We start from the raw sequence: 22,202 nt of genomic DNA on the forward strand, positions 1-22,202 counted from the left end.
ATCATTCCAATGATCTCTCAGCGATAGGTGAATATGGCCTTAAGCCGCTCATACGCTCACAAACGCCACAAGTCCCACGGCTTCACGTTGGTGGAAGTCTTGGTAGCTGGTGTGATCATGGCAGCAGCTATGGCAGCCTTTGCGCGGTTCAACATGGTCGCACTCGCCAACAGTCGGTCGCAAGAAATACGCGCCAATCTCGAAATGGTAATCAACAATGACGCACAAGAGCTGCAGCGATATGACACACAACTCTCCTATGCATCACTCAGCGATCCCGATGCGGCCTGCGCCAACCCGTTGGAATATCTCGCTCAGCATCTCACAGAACAAGCACCCGCGCCTGTCAGTCCAGTTCCAGGATTCAACATCACAAGAGAATTTATCCATGACATACAAATCAGTGCCTACACCCTTTATACAAAATATACTTTTAAAAACGACACAAACATCTCTTCCTTAGCCCTAGGACCCGAGCACAGAGTCTTCGAAATCAGTCCAAACTTTGCAGCACAGTGCATTACACTTCAGAGCACCAACGTCCCATGAAATACACCAGAAAGATTATTAAACAGTCCAATGGCTTTACATTGACGGAAATGATTGTGGCAATGCTCATTGTTGGGCTCACCACAACCTGGGCGATGCCACAATTCACCAAGAGACTTCAACAATCAGAAATTGATCATTATCAGAACCAAGTAGAGGCAGGTTTTTATAGCCTGCGCGCAAAAATTGGCCGAACAAAATCATCCTGTGAAATCAATATGCCTGCAGAAACGTTCAACAACTATCTCCCACCCGACAAAACACTTGAATTCACAACATCAAGTGGTGCCATCACCAACAGTGATCGCTTGAACTGCTGCAATACTGAGATCTTGTCACTATCAAACACAACCAATCCCTGCCTCGACGGACCACTCATTCCAAAATCCGTGGGGGGGCCCTTTCGATTCTTAGTTACAGAACGAAATGGCAGTGAAAACATCCGAATACGATTGGATATCTACGACGAAAAAGCAAAAACATTTGGACCTGTTCGATATCACGAATTAACCCCACCCGGAACCACCGCTAGCGGAAGTATTTTATTGGTCCGACTTCAACATTCCAAAGACCTCGAACGCGAAAGACCGCAATTAATTGAGCGGTGCCTGATGATTTTACCAACTGGAACCATCAAGCGAGGGAACTGGTCGCCAACAAGCTCTCAATGCATCCTTTACGGACAATAACCCTTTCGTAAAAGCACAATCACGAAATTCTCAGACAAAGCTTTTAAAACCCTCACAACAACAGAGACCAGCCTGGAGACACTGATAAAAGGAAAAGATCCCGATCCCTACAAATCGGAGCACTGCCATCAGCAAGGCCATGAAATCATTTCGCTCGTTCATACCAACCCAGCGACGCAGACCATGGAGGCGTCAACCAAAGCGGCAGTCACAAGGCTTTGGTCTAAATGAATTAATGATCTCACTTGCGGCGGGAACGCTGATCGTGAGTGCTTCAGGTGTTGCGCTACGCAGCACCGGCTCAATGCTGGATCAGTCGACAAATCTGACAACGCTTAGGCAGAACAAAGTCAATGGGTTACGCCTGATGCGAGCAGAAATCGAACGAAGCGACCATCTCTTACTTCCAGAGGGAACAAAAGCAGGAACAGTGCTTGACCTGAATCATGCGGACTATCAAAGCACCATTCAAGAATGTAAGGCCCAAGCAGGGGAAGTGATTACTGTAAATGGCAGTACAGAAGGAGATATCAAGTTCACGCCATTCTTTGGTGTGATGATGAATAACTCGAAGCCGATCCTCTACGGAATCAGCCTCGATAGCAGTGGACGTTCCTACAACCTACAACGCTGCGGTGTGCCCATTGGCATTGACGGAAGCTACTCCGATGCAAGCGAAACATTCCTTGCGAGTGTCGTCACACACATCAAACCAACATCATGTGATGAAGACAGCTCCAGCGATTGTGAAGCAAAGACGCTACAAGACACACTAAACAATATGCAAGTAGCATTTACAGGCACACTTCATTCAGGCAACAGAAGCAACAAGGAACCTCATTTCCACATTCAATCTGACGAGCACTATAAATTGATCAAGATTGTCGACAGCTCGGTGCGAACGCCTCGGTATAACGATGAGAATGCCAGCGAATCTCCACTCTACTTCACTGCATTTGCCCGTGCAGACAAGCAATGGTTCCAAACAGCTGATGGTGAATCTAATTCTGGAAATTATGGTCTTTGGAGCATCAACCCCAATCAAGATGATGGGACTGATGGATCAGATACTGCCATCCAAGCAGGCTCGTTCTTTCCACCCATCACCAGCAAGAATGTTCGGTTCGTGGTGGATGGATCAGGGTCCATGTCAGCCTGCGTGATGTGGGCTGAGGGATACGATCGACGCCGCACCTTCTACGACCCAGGCCAAGGCTATTTCACAACCAGCAGAATCTGCGCACTCACAAGAATGGAAGCACTGATCGCAGAATTGACAGCCATTCTGGAGCTTCTCCCCGATGACACCAAAGTGGGTGTTCGCGCATTCAGTTCCAGTGGCTATGCCAATCACAAACGCTGGACTGCATTTGGCAATGGGTTGACGAGTCTCAATCAGGTCAAGGATGGACAAACAGCACGTCAATCCGTGATCACCTTTGTGAACACACTCGATGATGACTCGCCAACCCGATGGGGTGGCACCGACCCTTGGGACGCCATGCAAGCAGCCTTTGATGATGAAGAGACTGATACGTTGTATTTCCTCTCAGACGGGAAACCCAACAAAGATCGTCGAGGTGGCAGTTGGCGCAGAAGCGATTACGAAAGAACAGCTGATTATTACGCTGATCTCAACCAAAATCGCACTCATAATGGTGAGAGCAGACCTCTTGAAGTCAACACCACATCGCTCGGATTGAGATCAGAGTGGATGGAAATGCTTTCAGCAAAAACAAGTGGTCTCTACAACGAGGTCAACGAGGACAACCTTTGAGCGCGACTGTTCATCACTGTCAAGGACTCTGATTCAACTTCAGCACCGCCATGAAGGCCTCCTGCGGCACATCCACCTTGCCCATGGCCTTCATGCGCTTCTTGCCCTTGGCCTGTTTCTTCAGCAGTTTCTTCTTCCGGGAGATGTCACCGCCGTAGCACTTCGCCAACACGTCTTTGCGCATGGCACTGATGCTGGTGGAAGCAATGATGCGGCTGCCGATGGAAGCCTGCAAGGGAATCTTGAACTGCTGGCGGGGAATCAGCTCCTTGAGCTTTTCCACCAGACCCTTACCCACGTTGTAGGCCTTGTCGCGGTGCACGATCGTGGTGAGAGGATCCGCCCGCTCGCCGTTGATCAACACATCCAAGCGCACCAGTTCGTTCTTGCGGTAGCCAATCAGGTGGTATTCCATCGAGGCATAGCCCTGGGTGCGCGTCTTCATCTGATCGAAGAAGTCGGTCACCACTTCCGCCAGCGGTAGTTCGTAAATCAGCGTCACCCGATCGGTGGTGATGTATTTCATGTCGACGTACTCACCGCGCCGCTCCTGGCAGAGCCCCATCAGCGCGCCGTTGTAGTCGTTCGGCGCATAGATCTCCATGCGCACATAGGGCTCTTCGATCGATTCACGCTGCTGCGGATCCGGAAGCGTGGCCGGGTTGTCGATCATCACCTCCGAACCGTCAACCAGGTTCACCTTGTAGATCACCGACGGTGCCGTGACGATCAGATCCAGGTCGTATTCGCGCTCGAGACGCTCCTGCACAATCTCCATGTGCAGGAGGCCCAGGAAGCCGCAGCGGAAACCGAAGCCCATGGCACTGCTGGTTTCAGGCTCGAACTGCAAGGCCGCATCTGAGAGCTGCAGCTTGTCGAGCGCTTCGCGCAGATCCGGGTACTGATCGGCCTCTGTGGGGAACAGGCCGCAGAACACCATCGGCTTGGCCTCGGTGTAACCGGGCAGCGGCGCATCGGCCGGGGCATTCACCAACGTGATCGTGTCGCCCACACGCGCATCCGCCACCGCCTTGATCGACGCCGCCAGGTAACCCACCTCACCGGCGTGCAGCTCATCCACCTTCCGCTGATCGGGCGCCATGATCCCGATCTCATCGAGTTCATAGGTTTTCTTGCTCGCCATCAACAGCACCTTGTCTTTGCAGTTGATGCTTCCGCTCATCACGCGGTAATACACAATTACGCCCCGATAGGGGTCGTAATAGGAATCGAAGATCAGCGCCTTGGTGGGCTCCTCCACCGTGTCGGCCGGTGGGGGCACCTTGTCGACCACGGCCTGCAAAATCTCAGGCACACCAAGGCCGGTCTTGGCCGAACAGGGAATGGCGTTGCTGCAATCCAGACCGATGATCGCCTCGATCTCCTCTTTGATGCGGTCAGGTTCCGCCCCGGGTAGATCGATCTTGTTGAGCACCGGAATGATCTCCAGATCGTTCTCCAGGGCCAGGTACACATTGGCCAAGGTCTGCGCCTCCACGCCCTGGCTGGCATCCACCACCAGCAAAGCGCCCTCGCAGGCCTGGAGGCTACGGCTCACCTCATAGGAGAAGTCGACGTGCCCGGGGGTGTCGATCAAGTTGAGGGTGTAAGTCTCCCCATCAGCGGCGGTGTAGTTCATCCGCGCCGCCTGGAGCTTGATCGTGATGCCGCGCTCCCGCTCCAGATCCATGTTGTCCAGGAACTGGTCCTGCATGTCGCGATTGGCCACCGTGCCGGTGTCTTGCAGGAGCCGGTCCGCCAGCGTCGACTTGCCGTGGTCGATGTGGGCGATGATGCAGAAATTGCGGATCCTTGAGACGGGAGCGTCGGTCATGCGATTGGCGGGATCCCGGCTCGGGCTAATCAATTCGTTGAGACGATCCTAGGGAGCAACCCGCAGGTCCCACGGGCGAAGCCTGCAGCCGCTCATCAAGGCCTGAACAGACCACCACCAGCCTCTTCAATGATGTGAGGAAGACCCGTTCGTGATGCCCTCCCCCTGGCTGCTGCTGTTGCTAGCGATCAGTGCCGAAGTGGTGGGCACCTCCTGCCTGAAGCTCTCGGAGGGGTTCAGCCGACCAGGGCCAACCATTGTTGTGCTGGCGGCCTATGGCGTCTCGATGACCTTGATGTCGCGGGTGGTGCAGGTGCTGCCGATCGGCCTCACCTACGCCCTCTGGAGTGGGATCGGCATCGTGGCCATCGTGTTGATCGGGATGCTGGCCTACAACCAGATGCCCAGCCCAGCGCAATTGATCGGCATGGGGCTGATCACCGCCGGGGTGATGATCGTCAATCTGTCGGGTTCGATGAAGAACGGCTGAACCAGACCCCCCTTCCATGGGAGCCTCAGCAACAGTTTTGAGGTGACATCCCCATGCAGCGTTGGCGTCGTTGGCTGCTGATCGCGGTCGTGGTGGCTGGCCTCGCCGTGTTGTTCCACCTCATCCATGTGCATGGGTTGGAACCCATCCGCGCCCAGGTAGAGCAACTGGGGGTGTGGGCTCCGTTGGGGATCGTGGTGCTGCGTGGCATCAGCATCCTGTTGCCCGCCCTGCCGAGCACGGCCTACTCGCTGCTGGCCGGAGCGTTGCTGGGCTTCCAGTCGGGCTTCATCACGATCGTGCTTTGCGACCTGATCTTCTGCCAGGCGGCATTCCTGCTCGCACAGGTGTACGGCCGGGGACCGGTGCGGCGCCTCGTGGGCGAGAAAGCGATGACGACCATCGAAAACTTCGGACGCAACCAGCTGGAGGGCAATCCCTTCCTGCTAACGGGGATGCTGATGACCGGGTTCTTTGATTTCGTGAGCTACGCCGCTGGCCTCAGCGGAACCCGCTGGCGTGGCTTTGCCCTCCCACTGCTGTTCAGCGTGCTGTTGAGCACGGCCCCGATCGTTGCCCTGGGCGCCGGCATCTTCCAGGACGGCCAGAAACTGCTGATCGGAGGCGTGCTGGGAGTGTTTGCCCTGGCCTTGGTGGCGGGCCTGGTCAAGCGTCGCACCCGCAACAATGCGAAATCAGGTGTTTAGCCCCAGCAGGGCATCGCTGCGCTGACGCGTGTTGACCAGCAATTGAGCGTCAGCGTTGAGGTCTTGTCCATAACTGGGGATCAGGGCGTTGAGGCGCTGCTGCCAGCCATCGCTGGCCAATTGAGAGGCAAAACAGCGTTCCAGCACCTCCAGCATGATTCGCACCGAAGTGCTGGCCCCCGGTGATGCCCCCAACAGGGCCGCCAACGATCCATCGGCAGCCGTCACCACTTCAGTGCCCATCTGCAGCTTTCCGCCGTCTTGCGTGCGCTTGATGATCTGCACCCGCTGGCCGGCCACGGACAGGCTCCAATCCGCATCGCGGGCTTCCGGCAGGAAGGCACGCAAGGCCTCCATCCGGTCTGTCTCGCTCTGGCGCAGTTGGTTGATCAAATACTTCACCAGCGACAGGTTGTTGACCCCCACCTGCAGCATCGGCAGCAGGTTGGTGGCACGCACCGAGAGCGGCAGATCGAGCAGCGAACCGGTCTTCAGGAATTTGCTGCTGAATCCTGCGTACGGCCCAAACAGCAGCGAGCGCTGACCATCGATCCAGCGGGTGTCGAGATGGGGCACCGACATCGGCGGCGCACCCACCTTCGCTTTGCCATAAACCTTGGCGTGATGTCGTTCCACCAATGCCGATTTGCCACACACCAACCACTGACCACTCACCGGGAAACCGGCGTAGTCAGCCGCCTCCGGGATGCCGCTGCTCTGCAGCAACGGCAAGGCTCCACCGCCTGCACCGAGAAACACAAAGGGGGCTTGAACGGAGCGGCGACCGGAGGGACCTTTGAGCTCCACCTGCCAATCGCCGGAGGTCATCGCTGGGGTGCGCAGCCGATTCAGCCCCTGCACGCTGGTGCCGAAGCACACCTCCAGCGCACCAGCAGTCTGCAGGGGCTGCAACAACGCCTGGGTGAGCGAGCCGAAATCCAGATCAACTCCCCGTTCAATCCGCGTTGCCGCCAAAGGCTGATCGCGCCGGCGACCCTCCATCACCAGAGGCATCCAATCGGCGATTTCAGAGGCATCCACACTCCACTGCATGGCAGAGAAGGCAGGGAGCTGACTGAGCTGTTGATGCCGCTGCTGCAGGAAAGCCACATCGTCGTGCCCCCACACCAGGCTCAGATGCGGCACCTGGTGAAGAAAGCTGGCTGGGTCCAGCAGCCCCTTTGCGGCAAGCGATGCCCAAAACTCCAAGCTGCGCTCAAAAGCAGCATTGATGGAGAGCGCTTTAGCCGTGGCCACTGATCCGTCGGGCTGTTGCGGCGTGTAATTGAGTTCACAGTTGGCCGCGTGACCGGTGCCGGCGTTGTTCACCGCTGCACTGCTTTCCAAGGCAGGGCCCTCCAGGCGCTCCACCAGCAGCAAGCGCAGCCCTGGGTCGAGTGCATGCAGTAGCGACGCCAGGGTGGAACTCATGATTCCCGCGCCCACGAGCACAGCGTCGTAACGGTCCATGGCAGCGGCGGGTCCTGAGTCCTAAGGCTATGAATCCGCCAGGACGCACGGCTGCCTACGCTGAATTCAGATTCGAGTCCGTCATGAGCACCGAAACGATGCCTCTCACCAGCGAGAACGTGGAGAAGGTGCTCGATGAGCTGCGTCCATTCCTGATGGCCGATGGCGGCAATGTGGAGGTGGTGGAGATCGACGGTCCTGTGGTGAAAGTGCGCCTGCAGGGTGCCTGCGGCAGCTGCCCCAGCAGCACGATGACGCTGAAGATGGGCATCGAGCGCAAAATGCGTGAAGCGATCCCCGAAGTGAGTGAAGTGGTGCAGGTGCTTTGAGCCCTGGACCGACTCTTTGTCTATGGAAGCCTCAAAGCGGGAGGTGAAGCGCATCACCTGCTCGATGGCTGCACAAGAGAAGCCGACGGATTGCTGAGCCAGGCCAGGTTGATCGTCCAGAACGGTTACCCAATGCTCATCCCTGGCACTGGATCAGTGCATGGCCAGGTGTATCGGATCCCACCAGAGCGATGGCCGGGCTTGCACGCCTGGGAAGGAGTCCCCACCGACTACGCCTGTGGGCGCCGCCAGTTGGACGACGGTCGCTGGGTGTGGGTGTATCAGCAGCCCAATCATTAACGCCAGCGGTCAAGCGATCATGGGGACTGGATCGCACATCCAACCTTGAGAGACCTCTGCCCTGCCCTGGCAAACAAGACCTACTTCAATTACGGCGGTCAAGGTCCTCTACCGACACCTTCGCTGGACGCGATCACAGCCAGCTGGACACGCATCCAGGAACTAGGACCCTTCACAGCAGAGATCTGGCCTTACATCAGCAAAGAGGTCAACAGCACGCGCGGCCAGCTCGCCCGAATCTGCGGGGTCCCGCCTCATCGACTGGCCCTCAGCGAAAACGTCACCACCGGATGCGTTTTGCCGCTCTGGGGATTGCCTCTCAAACAGGGTGATCAAATCCTGATCAGCGACTGTGAGCATCCAGGAGTGGTGAGCGCCTGCCATGAATTCGCCCGGCGTCTCCAACTCACGATCGCAACCCTGCCGGTGAAACATCTGCGCGGTGGTCGCGACGGGCAACAGCAAACCGATGAGGCCCTGCTCAGCGGCCTAGAGGAACACCTCAGCCCGAAGACTCGGCTGGTGGTGCTGTCTCATCTGCTCTGGAACACCGGGCAAGTGATGCCGATTCGAGCCGTGGCCGAACGACTGGAGCAACACCCTGCTCACCCCTACCTGCTGGTGGATGCCGCCCAGAGCGTGGGTCAGATTCCCGTGTCTGACGCCGCATCAGCCGCAGACATCTATGCCTTCACCGGTCACAAGTGGGCCTGCGGGCCTGAGGGTCTTGGCGGCTTGGCCCTGTCTGAGCGCATGCTGACCGAAGCCAACCCCACGATCATTGGCTGGCGCAGCCTTCAAGACGAGAGCCGCGCCATTGCCGGTGACCCGGATCCGTTCCATCACGACAGCCGCCGTTTTGAGGTGGCCACCAGCTGCGTTCCCCTGATGACCGGGCTGCGCCGTTCCCTGGAGGTGCTCGATCAAGAGGGATCTGCTGAGGAGCGCCTGCAACGCATCACGTCGCTCAGCGCCACGCTCTGGAACGCGCTCGATGCCATCCCAGGGGTGACACCGGTCCTGGATGGACCACCGCCCGCTGGCCTGGTGAGCTTTCAGATCAGCCAGGGAGCAACTCAGATCGATCCCGCCGCGGTAGTGCAACGCCTCGGCGCAGATCAGCTGTGGATTCGCGATCTGGCGGATCCCTCCTGCTTACGCGCCTGCACGCACATCTGCACCACGGTCGAAGAGCTCGAACGTCTCACCAACGCTGTGAGCAAGGAAGCCACCCCCTGCTGATCAGCCCCAGCAGCGAAGGGCTTTTTCCGCCTCTTCTCGATCGTCAAAATGCACCTTTTCGGTGCCCAGGATCTGATAATCCTCGTGCCCCTTCCCGGCAATCAACACCAGATCGCCAGGTCCTGATGCCGCGATCGCCTGGGCAATCGCCACGGCGCGATCAACTTCCACCACGCGATCAGCATCCAACGGCAGACCCTGCACCACATCCATGAGGATCTGTTGCGGATCCTCTGTCCGAGGATTGTCCGAGGTCACCACCACTACATCGGCCAACTCCGCTGCGATCGCTGCCATTTGAGGTCGTTTGCCCCGGTCGCGATCGCCTCCGCATCCGAACACACAGATCAAGCGTCGTTCGGCAAAGGGGCGGCAGGCCTCAAGAGCGCTGCGCAAGCCATCGGGCGTGTGGGCGTAATCCACCAGCACAGAGGGTCGTTGCTCGGCTGTGGGGGCTGCGGGCAACACGCGCTCCATACGACCTGGAACCCCGCGGAACTTGGGCAAGGCCTGGAGGAGCAGCGAGAGTGGCAACCCCTGCTGAAGCAGCGCGCCCAGGGCCTGCATCGCATTCATCAGGTTGAAACGTCCCACTAACGGGGAATGGAACCGCGCGTCTCCCTTGGGGGTGATCAACAAGCCCTGCACCCCCGCGGAGGTCATCTTCAGGTCGCGCATGAACAGATCAGCCTCCTGCTCAAGGCTGCAACGCCATGCGCGTTCGCCCAACCGTTCCGCCAGTCGATGTCCCCAGGGATCATCCACATTCACCACGGCAGCTGGACCTTCCCCCACCAGAAAGGGCTCCGCGAACAGACGCGCTTTGGCGTCGAAGTAGTCCTCCATCGACGCGTGATAGTCGAGGTGGTCCTGGGTGAGATTGGTGAACACCGCGCCGGCAAACCGGCATCCCGCCACCCGTCGCTGATCCAGGGCGTGGGAGCTCACCTCCATGGCCGCCACCTGAGTTCCTCCAGCGAGAGCTTCCGCCAACTGCGCCTGCAGCCGATCCGCTACTGCCGTGGTGTGAGTGGAGGTGATGCTGTGGCCAGGCCAGCGATTCACCAAGGTGCCGAAGAGTGCAGCGGGTCGACCGCACTCCGCACTGAGGTGCTCGATTAGGTGCGTTGTGGTGGTTTTGCCGTTGGTGCCGGTCACACCAATGAGATGCAACCGCGATGAGGGTTGTTGCCAGAACGCCGCGGCCAACTCACCAGCCCAATGAGCAACAGGGGCCGGAAGCACCAACACCGGATCCTCACTGGTGGGCGGATGGGATTCGGCGGCCTCGGCGCCGATCAACGCTGCCGCCGCACCGGCCTCCAATGCCTTGCGCCAGAACTGACCACCATCCACCCGCTCACCGGGAAGTCCCACAAACAGACAACCGGAACCGACACTGCGGGAATCGCAAGTGATCGCCTCAATCCCCGGGTTTGGGAAGCCTTCCGGCACCGGTAGAGCAGCCGTTTTGAGAAGGGAATGAAGCGTCTGCGTCACCAACAACCCCCTTGAATCCAGCTTTTCTAGTTCGATCCTGCGCTGGTGGGAGATAGCCGTTGCAACCAACCAAACAGTCCCTCTGCACTGAGCCGCGGCGAGACCCGCGGTAAAGGAACGTCCTGGAGGTGCAGAACTGGCACCTCCAGGTCGTAGCGAGCGCGCAGTTCAGGTTCGACGCCTGGGGCGTCGATGTCGATCACCGTGAGCTGGAGAGGAGGGCGCAACTGGCTGAGATCCAGCTGCCGCAGACGCTGCTCCAAGCCCTCACAGAGGCAGCAACCCTGGCGACTGAACAAGGTGAGCTGCAACGGATCAGTCGGGGACGGGGTCACAGCCGCAAGGGGTGAAGGGATGGCACCGGCTGATCCGGCGCAGGGTGAGCCAGCCACCACGCCATGGACCGTGTCGCTGAATCGCTTCCACTCCGTAGGCGCTGCACGTGGGAATGAACCGACAGCGGGGACCCAGCAACGGCGAGATCCAGCGGCGATAAAAGCCGATGAGCGCCAACATCAATTGCGCCAGCGCCTGGTTGAGGGATTGCGCCAAGGAGTGTGATTTGTCGCCGGATAGAGTGTTTGATTCGCGCATGTGATACCGCGATGTGGACCCTGCGTCCAGCATGACGGTTGAGCGGTGCGGATGCTCCAACACCTTCCTTACTTATGTCTCGTTACCGCGGCCCTCGCCTGAGGATCACGCGGCGCTTGGGAGACCTCCCCGGTCTCACCCGGAAGGCCGCCAAACGGTCCTATCCCCCCGGTCAGCACGGCCAAGCCCGTCGCAAGCGCTCTGAATATGCGATCCGTCTCGAAGAGAAGCAGAAGCTTCGCTTTAACTACGGCGTGTCTGAACGCCAACTCGTGCGCTACGTGAAGAAAGCGCGCGCCCAGGACGGTTCCACCGGAACCAACCTGCTCAAGCTGCTCGAGAACCGTCTCGACAACGTCTGCTTCCGTCTCGGTTTCGGGCCGACCGTGCCTGGCGCCCGCCAGCTGGTGAACCACGGACACGTCACCGTGAACGGCCGCGTGACTGACATCGCCAGCTATCAATGCAAGGCCGGTGATGTGATCGCGATCCGCGAACGCAAAGGCAGCAAGAAGCTGGCTGAGGGCAACCTCGAATTCCCCGGTTTGGCCAACGTGCCTCCGCACCTGGAGCTCGACAAGTCGAAGCTCAGCGCCAAGGTCGTGAGCAAGTGCGAACGCGAATGGGTCGCACTGGAAATCAACGAACTGCTGGTGGTGGAGTACTACTCCCGCAAGGTCTGACACCTGCCCTGCTCATTCGTGGTCATCGTCCCCGCCCGGCAACACCGCGGCGGGGATTTTTTTGGCACCTGCACTGATCAGCGCACTAACGGATGAGGTTGGCCTTGAAAAAACCCAGTCCAAGGCCAAAGCCTTTGGGTTTGTCTTCCAGAAACGTGATGGCCAGTTCAAAATCCATCAACCCCGTCTCCTCGATCAGCTGACGAGACAGCTGGCCCTCACGCTGCTCCAAGTAGCGGGCATGAATTTGCTCTTTGTTCTCACTCAGAAACGTGACGATCTCGCTGAGCACGTGATCCCGCCATTCATCTTTGTCAAGCTGCTGCAGAGCGCTCTCAGCCACGGCGGAAGGTTTGGATCTGGACCGACGCTAGCGGCGGTCAGCAGGCCGTTTCCTAGCCTTGCCACTTGATCGCAGCCACGCCTTGCAGCGTCCAGCAAAAGCACCGGCCGACAGCACCCGAGCCATCCATCACGGCGAGAGCTTTGCAGGGGGCACGGGCACGGTGATGCCCCCGATCTACGCCACCTCCACCTTTGCCCACGGCAACTCCGAGGGTTTCGACTACACCCGCTCCGGCAACCCCAACTTCCGGATCCTGGAGGGTGTCCTGGCGTCTGTGGAGCACTGTGAACACGCCACGGTGTTCGGCTCCGGCGTGAGCGCGATTACCGCCATTGCCTCAGGACTGCGTCAGGGCGATCTGGTTCTGTGCGAAGAAAATCTCTACGGCTGCACCGTCCGTTTGTTCGAGCAGGTGTTCGCCAAGTTCGGCGTGCGCACGCAATGGGTGGACTTCACCGCGCCTTCTGCGGTTGATGCGATTGCTTCGAGCCAGCCAGCCATGGTCTGGTTGGAAAGCCCCACCAATCCCCTGCTGAAGGTGATTGATCTGAAGGCGGTGTGTGCCGCAGCCAAGGCCGCCAATGTTCCCGTTGTGGTGGACAACACCTTTGCCACAGCCCTCGTGCAACGACCGCTCGAACTGGGAGCCACCCTGTCACTCACCAGCACCACCAAATACATCAACGGCCATTCCGATGCCCTGGGTGGGGCAGTGTGCATGGACGATTCCAACTGGCACCAGAAGATGGTGTTCGCGCAGAAGGCCCTGGGCTTGCAGCCCTCACCCTTCGACTGCTGGTTGATCACCCGCGGCATCAAAACCCTGCCCCTGCGTCTGAAACAGCAGCTGGCCAACGCGGCAACGCTGGCGGATCACCTGGCGAATCACCCCCGGGTGAGCTGGGTGCGTTACCCCCACCGTTCAGACCATCCCCAGCAGGACGTTGCTCTTCAGCAGATGCGCGGTGGGGGAGCCATGGTCACGGTTGGCATTGATGCCAACCGTGACCAGGCCTATGCGGTCTGCAAGGCACTGCGCTGGTTCACGATGGCTGAAAGCCTCGGTGGCGTGGAGAGCCTGATCTGCCATCCCGCCACCATGACCCACGCCGCCGTTGCCGCCGAGGTGAAGCAAAAACTGGGCATCAGCGATGGCCTGATCCGGCTGTCCGTGGGGTGTGAGGATGTTTCGGATTTGATCAACGATCTCGACCAGGCGTTGAACCAGCTGCGATGAGTGCTCGCGATTTACGGCGCGATCCCTGCTGGCAGGCCGGCGATTTGGGCCATCCGCTGCCCGATTCCCCACACGCCGTCTCGGTGGCCCTACCCACCTGGCGTGATGTGATCGCTTACGAGGAGAACGATCCGAACTGCCGCGGCGCCCTGCGAACGGTCTACCCACGCTTCGGTTTGCATCCACTGGTGGCCGCACTGGCCAGCCAAGCGCTGCAGCAGACCAACACATCCTTCCCCCAGGGTTCGAGCAGCTGGCCTTATCCCAACCGAGCTGCAGCAACCGCGGCTCAGATGCACTGCCGGCGGCAACGATCCAACGGAACTACGCATCTCGAAACCATCCATGGACTGACCTGCCTGGTCGCCGATGCCATTTGCACACCAGCAGCCAAAGCCTTCTGGCAGCACACAGGGCTCGGTGCTTCCTCAAGGCTTGCCGCTGTGGCCCTCGGACATGACACCGCTCCAGATCCCGAGGACGGTGCATCAGCACGGTGCAGCGTGGTTCGGCGTCTGGCCGCGATCTACGACTGTGAACCCGAGGCGATCAGCCTGCATCCCTCGGGAATGGCCGCCCTGCACCGGGCGCTTGAACTGGTGTGTGATGCCGACCCAACACGGCCGGTGCTGCAGATCGGGTTCCCTTACGTCGATGTGCTGAAACTGCCGCAGATGGTCTTCGCTGGAGCTGAGCTCCTGCTGGATGACCGTGCAGCCAGCGTGCAATCCGCGCTCGACTCCCTGCGACCTGCTGCAGTGGTGGTGGAAGTACCCAGCAATCCCCTGCTGCGCTGTATCGACCTTGCCGTCATCGCCAAGCTCGCGCATCAACGCAACATTCCTGTGATCGCCGACGACACCATTGGCTCCGGCCTGAATGTCGATGCCTTGCCGCACGTCGACCTGGTGTTTAGTTCCCTCACCAAAAGTTTTGCCGGTCGAGGTGATGTACTCGCAGGCAGCCTTGTCTTAAGCCCCCACTCCCGTTGGCACGCACAGCTCATCGACGCGGCACGACAACGCCCGCCCCTGGCCCCACTGGCCGACGGCGATGCCACAGTCTTGGAGCAAGGAAGCCGTGATGTCGCCGATCGCATCCCCCGTTTGAATGCCAACACCCTGTTGTTGGCTGCACGTCTCCGTCAGCACCCTGCTGTGGCGCGGGTGTTTCATCCTGCTGACTGTGAGAACTTTCGGCAGCTCCAACGACCGGGCGGAGGCCATGGTTGCTTGCTTTCCTTTGAACTGAAGGGCGGCAGCGAACAAGCCCAACGGGTGTATGACGCCCTCGCGGTTTGCAAAGGTCCCAGCCTTGGCACCGCTTTCACGCTGGTGTGCCCCTATGTGCTTCTTGCCCACTACAAGGAGCTGCCCTGGGCAGCCCGTTGTGGTGTGCCATCCCATCTCCTGAGAGTGTCGGTGGGTCTTGAGGAACCCGAGGAACTCTGGCGGCGCTTTCAACAAGCCCTGGAGGCTTAGGACGCCTTGGGCACCTTTAAGGGCGTATGACGGTCGCCACAGCGCGCCGTTCCCAGGAGCAATAGCAACACCAATGAGGGGTTGATTTATCAGAGTTTGAACAAGGCCTTAAGAGACAAGCACGTCGTCGAGTGCTCTATCTACATTGCTGAAATTGGCTAGTTCCCGACTTCCCATGCCTCGCGTTTACGCCGATAACAGCCAGGCCATTGGCAACACCCCCCTGGTTCGCCTCAACCATGTCACCAAGGGCTGCAAAGCCACCGTTCTCGCCAAGGTCGAAGGTCGCAACCCTGCTTACAGCGTGAAGTGCCGGATCGGCGCAAACATGATCTGGGATGCCGAGAAGCGTGGCGAGCTCACCGAAGGCAAGGTGATTGTCGAGCCCACCTCCGGCAACACCGGCATTGCCCTGGCCTTCACCGCAGCAGCCCGCGGTTACAAACTCGTGCTCACCATGCCCGAGTCAATGTCGATCGAACGTCGCCGTGTGATGGCCGTTCTTGGTGCTGAAATCGTGCTCACCGAAGCGGCCAAGGGCATGCCCGGCGCGATTGCGAAGGCCAAGGAGATCGCTGCCACCGATCCTGGCAAGTACTTCATGCCTGGGCAGTTCGACAACCCGGCCAACCCCGAAATTCACGAGAAGACCACCGGTCCTGAGATCTGGAACGACTGCGATGGCGCCATTGACGTGCTCGTCGCTGGTGTTGGAACCGGTGGAACCATCACCGGTGTGTCGCGCTACATCAAGAATGAAGCCGGCAAGGCAATTGAATCCGTCGCCGTGGAACCCACCCACAGTCCGGTGATCACCCAGACCATGAACGGCGAGGAGGTGAAGCCTGGCCCCCACAAGATTCAGGGCATTGGCGCTGGCTTCATTCCCAAGAATCTTGACCTCTCCGTGGTCGACAAGGTGGAGCAGGTGACGAACGACGAATCCGTCGCGATGGCTCAGCGCCTGGCCAAAGAAGAAGGGCTTCTGGTGGGCATCTCCTGCGGTGCTGCAGCCGCAGCCGCCATTCGCCTGGCCCAACAGGACGCTTACGCCGGTAAGACCATCGTCGTGGTGCTGCCCGACCTGGCGGAGCGCTATCTCTCCTCGGTGATGTTTGCCGATGTGCCCACCGGCATCATCGAGCAGCCCGTCGCAGTCTGAGCCCCTCAGGTCTTTTCTGAACGCAATCCGAGCCCTGCTGCATAGCGGGGCTTTTTTGATGTCGACTTTCAGGCAGTAAACAGACTGGCAATCGCTGAAATTGCCGTTGTTGCGAAGAGAAATGCCAGCATCGCCTGCACCAGGACGACCTTCCGAATCTCGGTTGATTGCGCACCAACGTCGGTCATCCCAAAGGTCACCCCAATGGCATAGGCGACATACAGAAAATCAAACAAAACTGGACGCTTATCATCCGGAAAAGAAAACACTTTTGTGGCTGATTCAGCATTCTCTGCATCATCCCTATCAGCATTCACATGAAAGAAAATCTTGGCGTAATGCATGGCATAACCATGATGCAAGCAGATCCAAATCAGCAAGATCGAAACAAAATAAATAAAAATACGCAGATCCTCTGGCAGCACTGGCTGTTTGGAGCCCAGATCACTGACGCAAAGGCTCATCACACCCAGGCCAAGAAAATTGATCGCCACCGTGCTTTTAATCAAAAGACCGGGACGCAATCGTTCATGATCAAACAGTGCCTTGGTCTGCTCATAATCCATTGACCATGCAGTTTTAAAGAAGAGCACCACATCCACCACCAAGGCTGACAACATGCCGATGGACAGCGCTTCCTTACCCGTGAACGGGACATAGAACACCAACGTCAAAATCGTGCCGATAGTCAGGCTGCGACGCAATCGATAACGATTCAAAAAAATGTGGCGCTGTCGAGGAAGCATTAAGTGTGGTCGTCTGATTGCAGTGGTGTCGCTTGGGGATCTGAACCGAAAGCACTGGAGCCACATCGAGCCTCAGGGAGCACCGCTTCTGGAGCAATCCACATCGCATCACCGTAGGAATAGAAGCGATAGGCCTCGTCAATGGCGACCTGATAGAGATCCAGCAGTCGTTGACGCCCGATCAATGCACTGACCAACAGCAGCAAAGAACTCTTGGGCAGATGGAAATTGGTTAACAACCCCTGCACCACCGCAAAGCGGAAACCAGGCTGAATCACCAAATCCACCGGCCCTTTCAAGGGTTGCAGCGTTCCTCCTGATGCTGCCGCAGCGCCTTCGAGGGCCCTCACGCTGGTGGTTCCCACGGCAATCACACGGCCTCCCCGACGGCGGCAGGCCTCCACCTGAGCCACCAGATCTGAAGTGACCTCCACCCACTCGCTGTGGAGGCTGAGGTCACGAAGATCCTCCGTTTCCACCGGGCGGAAGGTGCCCAGCCCCACATGCAGGGTGACGGTTGCCATCTGCACGCCCCGGTCCTTGATTGCCTGCAGCAACTCATCGCTGAGATGTAAACCGGCCGTAGGAGCCGCCACCGCACCCGGGCGAGAGGCATAGCGCGTCTGGTAGCGCTCCTGGTCAGAGTCGTCATGACGGGTGATGTAAGGCGGCAGCGGCACCTCGCCATAGCGCTCCAGCAGGCCCTCAAGCGCGACCGCATCGGCATAACCCTGGGGGAACTGGATGATGCGACCACCACTGGATCCATCGGTGGCCAGAACCTGCAAGGGGATGGGCTCCTGCTCCAGGGCCTCGAGCCACACCTGGTCACCAGGCTTCAGCTTCTTGCCTGGTCGCGCCAGACAAAGCCAGCGCCCCTCACCCTGTGGTTCCAGCACCAGCAATTCCGCAAGACCACCCCCTGATCGGCGTACCCGAAGCCGTGCTCGCAGCACACGCGTGTCATTCACCACGAGCAGATCGCCGTCGTGAAGCTGCTCTTGCCAATCCCACACCTGTTGGTGCCGCGTCCGCTCGAGCGATGCCTCCAGTTCCGGCACGCACAACAACCTCGCGCCATGGCGAGGCTCCACTGGCGACTGTGCGATGCGCTCCTCAGGCAAGTGGTAGTCGTAGGAGCTGAGCTGGAGATCCCGAGGGTCAGCCACAGAGCGTGATCATGATCAGTCCATGCTGCCTGAGGGCCGAGAGCCGGCTTGGTGGCGACCGTTTGGCACGTAGTAGCGCACGATCGAGAACACGCGGCTTTGATCATCGGAGAGCGCCTCGAACAGGGCACGGGCCCGCTGATTGAGCAACGCAACATCGAGACGATCCCTCGGGATCGCCACCGGCATCACCACCGTGGTGGTGCGCTCAGGGTGTCGCCTCTCCTCCGCTGTCACAAAGTCACAGAACGGATCCAGCAGAGAGCTAAACGGGCTATCCAGCAGCACCAACTCAAGTGCACCGGTGTTGGTTCCCACGTAACGATCCCACATCTGACTGAGAGATCCGGCGTCTTGATCGTTCTGCACCACCACCACTGCAGTGACCGAATCGGCAAAGGAACAGGCGTAACGCACCGCCTCGAAAGCGGGTCGCATCATGCTCGGAATCCAGACAATGGCGTGATGCCCGGTCGGTGGATCTCGGGGAACCACTTGCAGTGGAGCCGCCTCAGGATCGGGAGCCAACGCTGCGAAGATCTGGCGATAACGGCGACGGATCACAGCCAATCCCCACACCAACAGCGGGATGGCGATCACAACCGTCCAAGCCCCTTCATCAAACTTGCTCACCACAATCACCACCAACACCACAAAGGTGGTGATCGACCCGAGCGCATTCATGAACATGCGGCCGCGCCAGCCAGAGCCCCGTTGCGTTCGCCAGCGATTCACCAGACCCAGTTGCGAGAGGGTGAAGGCGGTGAACACCCCCAGGGCGTAGAGATTCACCGCCACGGTGGTCTCCCCACGGCAGATCACGATGATCAACGCCGTGATGCCCAGCAGCACACCGATGCCGTTCTGGTACACCAGTCGGTCTCCCAGAAGATTCATCTGCACTGGCAGGCAGCGGTCCTCCGCGAGCATCGCCGCCAACCTGGGGAAGCCGGAGAACGCCGTGTTGGCGGCCAGCACCAGGATGAGGAGGGTGGTGATCTGCAAAGTCCAATACAGAACGCTGCCGTTGCCGAAAACGCGCTGTCCGATCTGGGCCAGCACGGTGATGTCGGGATTCGGCGCAATCCCGTACATGAACCCCATGCCGCTGACGGCAAAGACCATCGCCGACAGCAGGATGGCCATCACCAAGAGTGTCTTGCGTGCATTGACCGGCGCTGGCTCACGAAACACCTTCACACCATTGGCGATCGCTTCAATGCCCGTCATCGCCGAGCAACCGGAACTGAATGCCCGCAGGATCAGGAACAACCCGATCGGCTCCAAGGCCGCGGTCAACGGCGGTGGATCAGGATGCCAACCGTGATGAAAGGTCAGATCCTTGAGCCCCGCCACCGTCAGCAGCGCGATCATCAACACGAAGGCGTAAGTGGGAATCGCGAACACTCGCCCCGCTTCCTTCACCCCACGCAGATTGGCCCAACCCACCAGCACCAGCAGCACGAGGGCGATGGGCACCTCGTAGGGCAAAAGCGTGGGGTCAAGTGACGACAGCGCCTGGGTGCCCGCCATCAGGCTGACCGCTGCCGTCAACGTGTAGTCAATCAACAGCGCCGCAGCGGCCACCAGCCCGACATTGCGTCCGAGATTGTCGCGGGCCACCACATAGGAGCCGCCGCCATTGGGGTAAGCCGCAATCGCCTGCCGGTACGACAGCACAACGATCACAATTAAAAGGATGATCGCGAGAGTGATGGGCAGCGACAGCTTCAAGGCTGCGCTTCCACCCAGAATCAAGATGCCGAGCGCCGCCTCCGTGGCATAGGCAACGGATGACAACGCATCCGACGACAAAATCGGCAGCGCCTGAATGTTGGGAAGTCGCTCATCCCCTGCACTGGAGCGCGGCAACGGACGCCCCAGCAGACGGGAGAACCATCGAACGGACACAGCAGCCATTGACCATTGCCGCCCCAAGAGTGGCAATGATTGACGAACTCAGCAGGTGCACGGGGCGGACCGATGAGCGCAAAGGCCGATCAGATCAAAGGGCCAGACTTTCAGGCCGAGTCTCAATCAGTTCAGCCAGATCCTTAAGGAAGGCCGCGCCGTCAGCGCCATAAATCACACGGTGGTCAGCGGTGAGGTTGACCTGCATTTGCCGCTTCACAGCGATTGATCCATCCTTGCCTGCCACGACTGTGGGGCGGGAGGCCGCCACGGCAAGAATCGCACCGGTGCCAGGCGGGAGGATGGCATCAAAGCGATCCACACCAAACATGCCCAGGTTGGAGAGGGTGAACGTGCCGGTGCTGTATTCCTCAGGCTGCAGTTGCTTGCTGCGTGAGCGGGTCACCAGATCTTTCCACTGACGGGACATTTCATAGAGGTCGGTGCGATCGGCCTGTCGAAGCACTGGCGTGATCAGACCACCGTCTTCCATGGCCACAGCGACAGCCACATTCACCTCAGCCGGGTAGGCCATGCCGGCAGCAGTGGTAGAAGCATTGACCTGAGGGTGACGCGCCAGGGTGACGGCAACGGCCTTCGCCAGCAAAGCCGTCATGGTGACGCCCTTCGACTTCACCTGCTTGTAGAAAGCATCGAACTTGTCGGTGGTGATGGTGTAGCCGACGCGGAAGCAGGGAACAGCAAGGCTGGCCTCCATGTTGCGGTTGACCGCTCCCTGGAGGGTGTTGAACGCAACCGTCTCACCAGGCCGACCGAAGCTGTTGCCGGCAGGAGCGCTCGGTGCGGGTGCTGAAGCAGCGACACCGGCCACAACGGCAGCCGCGGAGCCCTCACCCACACGAGGCACGCTCACAGGGCGACCAGCCGCACGCTCAACGTCCTCAGCCTGGATGCGACCATTCGGGCCACTACCGCGCAACGTCGACAGCTCAATGCCCATCTGGGAGGCCAGCTTCTTGGCCCGAGGGCTGGCGATCACACGTCCATTGGCAACAGGCGCAGCTACTGGTGCCGGTGCCGGGGGAACCGCGGGAGCTGGAGCAGGTGCCGGAGGAGCAGGGGTCACCGCTGGCGCAGAGGGAGTAGGAGCAGGGTCTGCAGCTGCTGGTGCTGGGGCTGGAGCAGCAGGGGCGGGAGCCGCAGCATCACCACCCGAGGATGACTTGGCCTGAGCTTCAGCAACCTCAGCCTCAGTTTCAACAATCAGCCCAATCGTTTCGCCCACTGGAGCGGTGCTTCCAGCAGGCATCAGCACGGCAGCCAAGTAGCCCTCGTTGAAGGACTCCACATCCATATCAGCCTTGTCGGATTCGACCACGAGCACCGACTCGCCGCGGCCGACCTTGTCGCCAGGCTTTTTGAGCCATTCGACGATCTTCCCCTCCGTCATCGTGGAGCTGAGGGCAGGCATGAAGATGTCGTGGGTCGCCAAAACCGTCTCCAGAGGGGCTATGTAGGGGCGATTTTACGGGCCGACAGGGCGGCCCTTCGCAGGGGTCAGCCCTGCTGGATCGACTCGATCACCCCGTCACGGACCACAACGGCCACCTGCATCTTGCTCACCAGGTTGTCGCCCACCTGAATGTCGCAGAAACTATCCAGCTGGCCCTGCTCCACGATCTGTTCCATCTCCAACTCACGCACTTGAGCCTGCTGCTGCAGAAGGTTGCGCTTCTGCTCCTCTAGTTCAGCCCGCTTGGCAGCCACCTGCTGCTGCACCTGCCCCACTTGCTCCTGAACGCGGGGGTCCAGAGGGTTCGCACTTTGACGGCGTACCTCATCCACCACCTGTTGACCCTCCTGTTCAAGCTGGGCCAGCTGCTGATCGGTGGTAGAGATGGCGCCACTGAGCTCACGTTCGGCTTCCTCCTTCCACGCAGGAGTCACCACCGCGCGAATCGTGATGGAGCGCTTGATCGACAAGGTGGTGCCGTCGGACATGAGGGCCTAGAAACAGCGCCAAGC

23 protein-coding genes are annotated in these 22,202 nt (G+C 59.3%); 12 read left to right on the forward strand and 11 right to left on the reverse strand.

The annotated features are described in order from the left end of the window. Positions 1-33: 33 nt before the first annotated feature. From SynA1825c_RS11195 to SynA1825c_RS11205, 3 genes are all read left to right on the forward strand, one after another. The gene (locus SynA1825c_RS11195) at positions 34-549 is read left to right on the forward strand and encodes a prepilin-type N-terminal cleavage/methylation domain-containing protein (RefSeq protein WP_186469361.1); all 516 of its coding nucleotides are present in this window, start codon (positions 34-36) and stop codon (positions 547-549) included. After that, positions 546-1,238, forward strand: coding sequence for a Tfp pilus assembly protein FimT/FimU (locus SynA1825c_RS11200; RefSeq protein WP_186469362.1), 693 nt, complete (start codon positions 546-548; stop codon positions 1,236-1,238). Before SynA1825c_RS11195 ends, SynA1825c_RS11200 begins: the two co-directional genes overlap by 4 nt. A gap of 265 nt (positions 1,239-1,503) precedes the next feature. After that, entirely contained in the window at positions 1,504-3,015 is a 1,512-nt protein-coding gene (locus SynA1825c_RS11205; RefSeq protein WP_255478377.1) for a VWA domain-containing protein, read from the forward strand. Positions 3,016-3,034: 19 nt separating this feature from the next. Here the strand turns inward: SynA1825c_RS11205 and lepA are convergent, their stop codons facing one another. Then, positions 3,035-4,849, reverse strand: coding sequence for a translation elongation factor 4 (gene lepA / locus SynA1825c_RS11210; RefSeq protein WP_186469364.1), 1,815 nt, complete (start codon positions 4,847-4,849; stop codon positions 3,035-3,037). A gap of 154 nt (positions 4,850-5,003) precedes the next feature. On the opposite strand from lepA, the gene SynA1825c_RS11215 reads away from it, so the two are divergent. After that, positions 5,004-5,339 carry a multidrug efflux SMR transporter gene (locus SynA1825c_RS11215; protein ID WP_186469365.1) on the forward strand — a complete coding sequence of 112 codons (336 nt, stop codon included), beginning with the start codon at positions 5,004-5,006 and terminating at the stop codon, positions 5,337-5,339. Positions 5,340-5,392: 53 nt separating this feature from the next. Then, the gene (locus SynA1825c_RS11220) at positions 5,393-6,046 is read left to right on the forward strand and encodes a TVP38/TMEM64 family protein (protein WP_186469366.1); all 654 of its coding nucleotides are present in this window, start codon (positions 5,393-5,395) and stop codon (positions 6,044-6,046) included. Here the strand turns inward: SynA1825c_RS11220 and SynA1825c_RS11225 are convergent. Continuing rightward, the gene (locus SynA1825c_RS11225) at positions 6,035-7,516 is read right to left on the reverse strand and encodes a malate:quinone oxidoreductase (RefSeq protein WP_186469367.1); all 1,482 of its coding nucleotides are present in this window, start codon (positions 7,514-7,516) and stop codon (positions 6,035-6,037) included. The genes SynA1825c_RS11220 and SynA1825c_RS11225 overlap by 12 nt on opposite strands. An 83-nt stretch (positions 7,517-7,599) precedes the next feature. Between SynA1825c_RS11225 and SynA1825c_RS11230 the strand changes: the two genes are divergently transcribed. The 3 genes from SynA1825c_RS11230 to SynA1825c_RS11240 are packed head-to-tail and all read left to right on the forward strand — an operon-like array spanning position 7,600 to position 9,387. After that, complete coding sequence (locus SynA1825c_RS11230; RefSeq protein WP_186469368.1) at positions 7,600-7,845, forward strand: NifU family protein; 246 nt, start codon at positions 7,600-7,602, stop codon at positions 7,843-7,845. A gap of 3 nt (positions 7,846-7,848) precedes the next feature. Further along, positions 7,849-8,145, forward strand: coding sequence for a gamma-glutamylcyclotransferase (locus SynA1825c_RS11235; RefSeq protein ID WP_186471187.1), 297 nt, complete (start codon positions 7,849-7,851; stop codon positions 8,143-8,145). A gap of 45 nt (positions 8,146-8,190) precedes the next feature. Then, positions 8,191-9,387, forward strand: a complete 1,197-nt coding sequence (locus SynA1825c_RS11240) for an aminotransferase class V-fold PLP-dependent enzyme (protein WP_186469369.1) — start codon at positions 8,191-8,193, stop codon at positions 9,385-9,387. On the opposite strand, the gene SynA1825c_RS11245 is transcribed toward SynA1825c_RS11240, so the two are convergent. The 3 genes from SynA1825c_RS11245 to yidD are packed head-to-tail and all read right to left on the reverse strand — an operon-like array spanning position 9,388 to position 11,481. Further along, positions 9,388-10,887, reverse strand: a complete 1,500-nt coding sequence (locus SynA1825c_RS11245; RefSeq protein ID WP_186469370.1) for a UDP-N-acetylmuramoyl-L-alanyl-D-glutamate--2,6-diaminopimelate ligase — start codon at positions 10,885-10,887, stop codon at positions 9,388-9,390. It abuts the gene before it with no gap. A 26-nt stretch (positions 10,888-10,913) separates the two neighbouring features. Next, positions 10,914-11,198: a glutaredoxin family protein gene (locus tag SynA1825c_RS11250; protein WP_255476948.1), complete on the reverse strand. Its 285-nt coding sequence runs from the start codon at positions 11,196-11,198 to the stop codon at positions 10,914-10,916. 4 nt (positions 11,199-11,202) lie between these two features. Beyond that, positions 11,203-11,481 carry a membrane protein insertion efficiency factor YidD gene (gene yidD / locus SynA1825c_RS11255; RefSeq protein ID WP_186469372.1) on the reverse strand — a complete coding sequence of 93 codons (279 nt, stop codon included), beginning with the start codon at positions 11,479-11,481 and terminating at the stop codon, positions 11,203-11,205. Between the two features lie 74 nt (positions 11,482-11,555). On the opposite strand from yidD, the gene rpsD reads away from it, so the two are divergent. Beyond that, positions 11,556-12,164: a 30S ribosomal protein S4 gene (gene rpsD / locus SynA1825c_RS11260; protein WP_186469373.1), complete on the forward strand. Its 609-nt coding sequence runs from the start codon at positions 11,556-11,558 to the stop codon at positions 12,162-12,164. Between the two features lie 85 nt (positions 12,165-12,249). Here the strand turns inward: rpsD and SynA1825c_RS11265 are convergent, their stop codons facing one another. Continuing rightward, a complete protein-coding gene (locus SynA1825c_RS11265) occupies positions 12,250-12,507 on the reverse strand; it encodes a hypothetical protein (protein WP_186469374.1) in 258 nt (85 codons plus the stop codon). Between the two features lie 82 nt (positions 12,508-12,589). Here SynA1825c_RS11265 and SynA1825c_RS11270 point away from each other — a divergent pair, with 82 nt between their 5' ends. The 3 genes from SynA1825c_RS11270 to cysK all read left to right on the forward strand — a co-directional run bounded on the left by SynA1825c_RS11270 (position 12,590) and on the right by cysK (position 16,390). Continuing rightward, positions 12,590-13,747: a PLP-dependent aspartate aminotransferase family protein gene (locus SynA1825c_RS11270; protein WP_186469375.1), complete on the forward strand. Its 1,158-nt coding sequence runs from the start codon at positions 12,590-12,592 to the stop codon at positions 13,745-13,747. Beyond that, positions 13,744-15,228, forward strand: coding sequence for a PLP-dependent transferase (locus SynA1825c_RS11275; RefSeq protein ID WP_186469376.1), 1,485 nt, complete (start codon positions 13,744-13,746; stop codon positions 15,226-15,228). Before SynA1825c_RS11270 ends, SynA1825c_RS11275 begins: the two co-directional genes overlap by 4 nt. A gap of 175 nt (positions 15,229-15,403) precedes the next feature. Then, the gene (cysK, locus tag SynA1825c_RS11280) at positions 15,404-16,390 is read left to right on the forward strand and encodes a cysteine synthase A (RefSeq protein WP_186469377.1); all 987 of its coding nucleotides are present in this window, start codon (positions 15,404-15,406) and stop codon (positions 16,388-16,390) included. Positions 16,391-16,458: 68 nt separating this feature from the next. Here cysK and SynA1825c_RS11285 read toward each other — a convergent pair whose 3' ends face one another. From SynA1825c_RS11285 to SynA1825c_RS11305, 5 genes are all read right to left on the reverse strand, one after another. Beyond that, on the reverse strand, positions 16,459-17,094 hold the full coding sequence (locus tag SynA1825c_RS11285) for a DUF1345 domain-containing protein (protein ID WP_186469378.1): 636 nt from the start codon (positions 17,092-17,094) through the stop codon (positions 16,459-16,461). A gap of 41 nt (positions 17,095-17,135) precedes the next feature. Further along, entirely contained in the window at positions 17,136-18,305 is a 1,170-nt protein-coding gene (gene queA / locus SynA1825c_RS11290) for a tRNA preQ1(34) S-adenosylmethionine ribosyltransferase-isomerase QueA (protein WP_186469379.1), read from the reverse strand. Positions 18,306-18,320: 15 nt separating this feature from the next. Next, positions 18,321-20,225, reverse strand: a complete 1,905-nt coding sequence (locus SynA1825c_RS11295; RefSeq protein WP_186469380.1) for an APC family permease — start codon at positions 20,223-20,225, stop codon at positions 18,321-18,323. An 85-nt stretch (positions 20,226-20,310) separates the two neighbouring features. Then, on the reverse strand, positions 20,311-21,669 hold the full coding sequence (locus SynA1825c_RS11300; RefSeq protein ID WP_186469381.1) for a dihydrolipoamide acetyltransferase family protein: 1,359 nt from the start codon (positions 21,667-21,669) through the stop codon (positions 20,311-20,313). 65 nt (positions 21,670-21,734) lie between these two features. Continuing rightward, positions 21,735-22,178, reverse strand: coding sequence for a YlqD family protein (locus SynA1825c_RS11305; protein WP_186469382.1), 444 nt, complete (start codon positions 22,176-22,178; stop codon positions 21,735-21,737). Between the last annotated feature and the right edge of the window lie 24 nt (positions 22,179-22,202).

The sequence above is a fragment of the Synechococcus sp. A18-25c genome (assembly GCF_014280035.1).
Taxonomy (GTDB): Bacteria; Cyanobacteriota; Cyanobacteriia; order PCC-6307; family Cyanobiaceae; genus Synechococcus_C.